The sequence below is a fragment of the Micromonospora yasonensis genome, assembly GCF_026013475.1.
Taxonomy (GTDB): domain Bacteria; phylum Actinomycetota; class Actinomycetes; order Mycobacteriales; family Micromonosporaceae; genus Micromonospora; species Micromonospora yasonensis.
This window is the reverse complement of sequence record NZ_JAPDPH010000323.1, coordinates 1-5,943: the sequence shown is the minus strand read 5'-3', so window position 1 is coordinate 5,943 and position 5,943 is coordinate 1. Positions and strand designations below refer to the sequence as shown.

Below are 5,943 nucleotides of genomic sequence, written 5' to 3'. Positions count from 1 at the left end.
AAGTGGCTGGTGATGATATGGGTGTCCACGGCCAGCCGGAGGGTGCGGAAGCCGGCGTCGAGGGGTTGCTCCCAGACCGGCTTCTCCCAGGTGATCAGCGGGTCGGCACCCCAGATGTCGTTCACCAGCACGTCCAGCCGGCCCTGCTCGGCGTCGATCCGCTCGACCAGTCGGCGTACCTGCGCGGGGTCGAGGTGGTCGACCGCCACGGCGATGCCGGTGCCGCCGGCCGTGGTGACCAGCTCGGCGGTCTCCTCGATGGTCTCCGGCCGGTCCATCTCCGAGCGGCGGTCCCGGGTGGAGCGGCCGGTGGCGTAGACGGTGGCTCCGGCGGCGCCGAGCTGCACCGCGATCTGCCGGCCGGCGCCCCGGGTCGCCCCGGCGACGAGCGCGATCTTTCCTGTCAGCGGTTTCGTCATGGCACCCACGGTGACACCGATACCTGACAGCCGAAGTCGGGTTTTCCGGGTGATCCGGATCCGCCATCATGACCACATGCACCTGCTGCTCTCCGGGATCGTCGGCTCGGTCGCGTACGGGCTGGCCGGCCCCGGCTCGGACGTGGACCGGATCGGCGTCTTCGCCGCGCCCACGGTGGCCTTCCACGGCCTGCACCCGCCCCGAGAGTCGGTGGTCACCACCGACCCGGACGTGACCTTCCACGAGGCCGGCAAGTACTGCCGCCTGGCGTTGAGCGGCAACCCGACGGCCACCGAGCTGATGTGGCTGCCCGAGGACTGCTACGAGACCCGGACCGAACCCGGTGAGCGGCTGATCGCGATTCGCTCGGCCTTCCTCAGCGCGCCCCGGGTCCGGGACGCCTACCTCGGCTACGCCACGCAGCAGTTCCGCAAGCTCACCACCCGGGACTCGTCCCAGCTGGGCGGCCGGCGACGCTCGGCGAAGCACGCCCGGCACCTGGCCCGGCTGCTGCACCAGGGGCGGGTGCTCTATGCCACCGGCGTGCTGGAGATCCGGCTGGCCGATCCGGAGTGGTTCCGGGCCTTCGGCGACCGGGTCGCGGCTGGCGCGCTGGACGAGGCCGAGGCGCTGGTCGCGGCGGCGGAGCGGGACTTCGACCGGATCCGTACGCCACTGCCGGACCGGCCGGACGAGGAGACCGTGGAGCGCTGGCTCCTCGACGTCCGGGCCGCCCACCTGCCGCCGGAGCTGCTCCCACGCTGACTGCTGGCAGCCAGCCCCGCTGCCGACAGCTCACCCGGCCAGGGTAACCGGCGATCCTGCGGCACAAGGGGTGCTGGCACCACCATGTCCGGGGTCATGCCACCCCTGCCTGGCCGGGCCGGAACGCGTTCGATCAAGGCATGCCAGACATGATCCACACACCGGAGGTCGTTCCGGCCAGGTCCGATCCGCCCGTCGCCCGCCGCGTACAGCGCATCCTGCTCACCGCTGCCGCCGTAACGGGCGTGATCGGCGTGGCCGCCACCCTCACCGGGCCGACGGCCGAGGTTCGCGCGGCGGCCTCCGGCAGCGCGCCCGCGGTCGTACAGACCGAAAGCGGTCCGGTGCGGGGCCTGGTCACCGACGGCTACCGATCCTTCCAGGCGATCCCCTACGCGGCCCCGCCGGTCGGTGAGCTGCGCTGGAGCGGCCCGCAGCCACCTCAGCCTTGGACCGGCGTCCGGGACGCCACCCAACCTGGCAACGCCTGCCCCCAGCCGGCGGGCATCCCGATGGGCCGCCCGAGCACCACCGAGGACTGCCTGTTCGTCAACGTGACCACCCCACGGCACAGCAGCAAGCCGCTCCCCGTGATGGTGTGGCTGCACGGCGGCAGCCTCACCTACGGCGCCGGAGACATCTACCGCCCCATCTCGCTCGTGACCCAGGGCGACGTCATCGTCGTGTCGGTCAACTACCGGCTCGGCGCGCTCGGCTTCCTCGCCCACCCCGCCTTCGACGCCGACGCCAACCAATCGGGCAACTTCGGCCTGCAGGACCAGCAGGCCGCCCTGCGGTGGGTACGCCGCAACGCCGCGGCCTTCGGCGGCGACCCGCACAACGTCACCCTGTTCGGCCAGTCCGCCGGCAGCTTCAGCGGCTGCGCCCACCTGGCCTCACCCGCCTCGGCGGGCCTGTTCGACAAGGTGATCATGCAAAGCGGTCCGTGCACGAGCGGTTGGACTCCGGCCACCACGTCGGCGCCGCGGCCGAGGACCGTGGCCGAGCAGGAGGGCTTGGCGCTGGCCGAGTCGCTGGGCTGCCCCGACCTGGCCGCCGCCGCGACCTGCCTGCGCGCCAAGCCGGCCGACGAGTTGCTGGCGGCGACGGCATCCCTGCCCGATCTGGGTCCCGTGCTGGGTGGTCCCATTCTGCCCATCGACCCCGCCGAGGCGCTCGCCACCGGCCGCTTCCACCACGTGCCGGTGATCCACGGCTACAACCGCGACGAGGAACGCCTGCGCGTGTGGGGCATGGAGGTGTCCGGGGCCAACTGTGCCCCCGGCGTGCCGGCACTGCCCGACCATCCGAACGAGTGCCCGCTGACCGAAGCCGACTACCGCGAGCAGCTCAACCAGGAGTTCGGCGCCGACGCCGACGCCGTGGCGGCACGCTATTCAACCAGCGCGTACGGGTCGCCGAGCGAGGCTCTCGGCGCGGCCCTCACCGACGCGATCTGGGTCCGATCCACGCTCGACACTGCAGCGGCGCTTGCCCGGCACACCCCGACCTACGTCTACGAGTTCGCCGACGACCAGGCGCCGTTCTTCACCGGTGCGCACCAGCCCAGCTTCCCGCTCGGCTCCTTCCACACCGCCGAACTGCCGTACCTGTTCACCGTCGGATACGCCCAGCCACTCACCGACGAGCAGACCCGGCTGGGAACGCAGATGATCGACTACTGGACCCGGTTCGCCCACACCGGTGACCCGAACGGCTCCGGATCACCGACCTGGTCCCGCTACAGCAGCCAGCGGGTGCTGGCGCTGGCCCCCGGCACGATCCGCACCGTCGACTCGGCCACCGGACACCACTACGCCTTCTGGCGATCCCTCAATCGCTGACCACCCAGGACACCACGGGCTGGGGCACGTCGCCCCGGCCCGTGGGCCCCGGGTCAGGCGCGCGCCCGACTGGCCTCAGTCCATTAGCCGCACGCGGACCCGGCGGTTGGCCCGGCCCTTGCTCTCCACCTTGACCACCTGGATCTTGCCGATCTGGGCGGTGGAGGCGACGTGGGTGCCCCCGTCGGCCTGCACGTCCAGCCCGACGATGTCGACGATCCGGACCTCCTGCTCGTCCGGCGGGATCAGGTTGGACTGGGTACGGATGATGTCCGGCAGGGCCAGCGCATCGGCCCGGGGCAGCACCCGGACGGCCACCGCCCGGTCCGCGGCCACCTCGGCGTTGACCAGCTCCTCGATCCGGCCCTTGAAGTCCGGCGGCACCTCGGGCAGGTTGAAGTCCATCCGGGCCTCGCCGGGCTCCATGTTGCCGCCGGTGACCAGCGCGCCGAAGTCGCGGAAGACCACCCCGCAGAGCACGTGCAGCCCGGAGTGGGTACGCATCAGCATGGTCCGCCGGTCGTCCTCGACCGCGCCGGTGACGGCGGTGCCGACCGGCGGCACCGGGTCACCCTCGGCCGGGACGAGCCAGAGGTCGTCACCCTTGCGGGTGCCCACGATCCGGGTCTGTGCGCCCTGCCAGAGCAGCACCCCGTGGTCCGGCGGCTGCCCACCGCCGCCCGGGTAGAAGGCCGACCGGTCCAGCACGATGCCCTGCTCGGGATCGGCCGCCAGCACCGTGCACGCCCACTCCCGCAGGGTGGGGTCGGCGAGGTCGAGGCGGTGCGTACGGCCGTGGTGTGTGACGCCCATGGACGGGCACGTTACCCGTTGAGGAACGTCGAGATCCGCTCCCGCAGGTCGGCGCGTTCCGTCCAGAGCACGCCCGGCCGGTCGTACACGTGCAGGGTGGCGTGCGGCAGCGCGGCGGCCAACTGCTCGGCGACCGCCACCGGGTGCAGGTCGTCGCCGACGCAGGCGATGACCAGCGCCGGCGCGGTGACCGCGGCGAGCGCCCGGGCGTCGCGGAGCGGGGCCTGTTCCGGCAGGCTGGCCAACCCGGGCGCGAGCCCGTCCCGGAGCAGCTGGTCCAGCCGCTGCCGCAGGTACGCCCAGCCGGCCGGGGTGTTGCGGACCGACGGCGGCAGCTCCAGCGAGACCACGTCGGCCAGGGCGGAGGCGTCCCCGTCCGCCACCGCCTCCAGCAGGTCCGTCAGCCGGGCCCGGGCCACCTCGCCGCGCGGCTTGTCGAGCACGGCGGGAAGGAAGAAGACCAGCTTCTCGAAACGTTCCGGGCTCTCCACGAGCAGCCGGCACAGCGCCCCCGCGCCGAGGCTGGCCCCGAACGCCCGGGTGGCCCCGCCGAGGTCGGCGATCGCCCGCAGGTCCCGGGCGAGGTCCAGGTAGCTCCACGGGCCGGGCGGCGAGTCGGAGCGGCCGTGCCCGCGGAACTGGAAGAAGATCTTGCGGCCGGTGACCGCGCTGCCGAACGGGCGGGTGGTGGCGATGCCGTTGCCCAGCCCGTGCGCGAACACCGTCACCGGGTCACCGGTGCCGGTGACCAGCCGCTCCAGCCGTACGCAGTGCGGGGTGGTGACCAGCTCGGTCTCCGGCTCGGGCAGGGCCGGCCGGCCGGTGCGCGGCGCCCCGGGGCCGGGGCCCCAGGTGCGGGGGCCGCCGTCCGGCGGCGGGGGCCAGCGGAAATTCCTCACCAGAAGCCCCGGCCGTCGTGCAGGTCGCGCAGCCCGACCCGGACGTCCAGCAGGTAGATCAGGGCCGCCGCGATACCGACCAGCCCGAAGATGCTGAGCGCCCCGCCGAACCCGAAGAACGGCAGCGTGAGGAGCATGCAGACGGCCAGGATGGCGATCCAGCCGCCCTTGGGCAGGGTGCCGATCGCGGGGAACGCGTCGGAGCGCTGGGTGATCGCGTGCACCAACGCCACTCCCTCGATGACCAGGGCGAAGACGAGCAGGATCAGCTCGATCACGGTACGGACTTCGAACGCGAAGATCGGCGCGGCAGTGGCCATGCCGGCAAGCTTATGCCGAGACCCCGGAAACGTCCGACAAGACGTTGTCCGGGGTCTCGGTCCAGGATCGACTCACTCGGCGGTCGGGCGGGTCCGCTTCGTGGTCTTCGGCAGCTTGGCCGACGGGGTGGCGGGCTTCGCGGCAGTGGCCTTGGCGGCGGTGGCCTTGGTGGCCCGGGTCCGCCTCACAGCGGCCGGCTTGCTCTCCACGGCCTCGGCCACCTCGGCCGGGGACGGTGCCTCGGCCGGCTTCACGGCCTCGGCGGCCGGGGCGGCTCCGGTCGCCTCGATGTCGGCGTTCACCGTGTCGGCTGCCTCCAGCACTCCGGCGCCGACGACCCGCTCGCCGCGGGCGACCAGCTCGCCGTACGCGGCCAGGGCGCGGGCCTGGGCGGCCTGCGCGCCGCTGAGCACGGCGGCGGCGTTGCGGGTCGCGGCCCCGCGGAGCTTGTCCACGGTGGCCGCCTCCCGGAGCTTGTCCAGGTCGAAGTCGGCCGCGACCGCCTTCTCCCGCAGCTCGGCCGCGGTCAGGTTGGCGGTCTTCAGCGCGGCGGTCGCCTTCTGGCGCAGCTCGACGCCGGTGACGACGGCCTTGCCGGTCAGGTCGGCGACGACCTGGGTGCCGAGGTCGCTGACCACGGTGGGGAGCTTGCGCAGCTGCTGGAGGGCGAGTTCGCCGGCGCCGGCGGCGGCGTAGATCGGGGCCGGGATGCGGTTGGTCTTCGGCTGGGTCATGACTGCTCCTCCTCGGCCGCACCGGCGGCCTCGCGGGCCGCCCGGCGGGCGGACTTCGTCTCGGGTACGGCGGGGGGGGGGGGGGGGGGGGGGGGGGGGGGGGGGGGGGGGGGAGGGGGGGGGGGAGGGGGGGGGGGGGGGGGGGGT

General features: G+C 73.5%; 7 protein-coding genes. 2 read left to right on the top strand and 5 right to left on the bottom strand.

All coding sequences use genetic code 11. The annotated features are described in order from the left end of the window. Positions 1-419 (bottom strand): SDR family NAD(P)-dependent oxidoreductase (locus tag ONA70_RS34075; protein WP_265010598.1); only part of this gene is annotated, 419 nt, incomplete at its 3' end. On the opposite strand from ONA70_RS34075, the gene ONA70_RS34070 reads away from it, so the two are divergent. Then, a complete protein-coding gene (locus tag ONA70_RS34070; RefSeq protein WP_265010597.1) occupies positions 418-1,185 on the top strand; it encodes a nucleotidyltransferase domain-containing protein in 768 nt (255 codons plus the stop codon). The genes ONA70_RS34075 and ONA70_RS34070 overlap by 2 nt on opposite strands. Positions 1,186-1,334: 149 nt before the next feature. Next, positions 1,335-3,029, top strand: a complete 1,695-nt coding sequence (locus ONA70_RS34065) for a carboxylesterase/lipase family protein (protein ID WP_265010596.1) — start codon at positions 1,335-1,337, stop codon at positions 3,027-3,029. Between the two features lie 75 nt (positions 3,030-3,104). Here the strand turns inward: ONA70_RS34065 and ONA70_RS34060 are convergent, their stop codons facing one another. The 4 genes from ONA70_RS34060 to ONA70_RS34045 form a co-directional block, all read right to left on the bottom strand. Further along, positions 3,105-3,842 carry an alanyl-tRNA editing protein gene (locus ONA70_RS34060; protein WP_265010595.1) on the bottom strand — a complete coding sequence of 246 codons (738 nt, stop codon included), beginning with the start codon at positions 3,840-3,842 and terminating at the stop codon, positions 3,105-3,107. A gap of 11 nt (positions 3,843-3,853) precedes the next feature. Continuing rightward, positions 3,854-4,741, bottom strand: coding sequence for an alpha/beta fold hydrolase (locus ONA70_RS34055; RefSeq protein WP_265010594.1), 888 nt, complete (start codon positions 4,739-4,741; stop codon positions 3,854-3,856). After that, positions 4,738-5,061, bottom strand: coding sequence for a DUF2516 family protein (locus ONA70_RS34050; protein ID WP_265010593.1), 324 nt, complete (start codon positions 5,059-5,061; stop codon positions 4,738-4,740). Before ONA70_RS34050 ends, ONA70_RS34055 begins: the two co-directional genes overlap by 4 nt. A 72-nt stretch (positions 5,062-5,133) precedes the next feature. Beyond that, positions 5,134-5,796 carry a hypothetical protein gene (locus tag ONA70_RS34045; protein WP_265010592.1) on the bottom strand — a complete coding sequence of 221 codons (663 nt, stop codon included), beginning with the start codon at positions 5,794-5,796 and terminating at the stop codon, positions 5,134-5,136. Between the last annotated feature and the right edge of the window lie 147 nt (positions 5,797-5,943).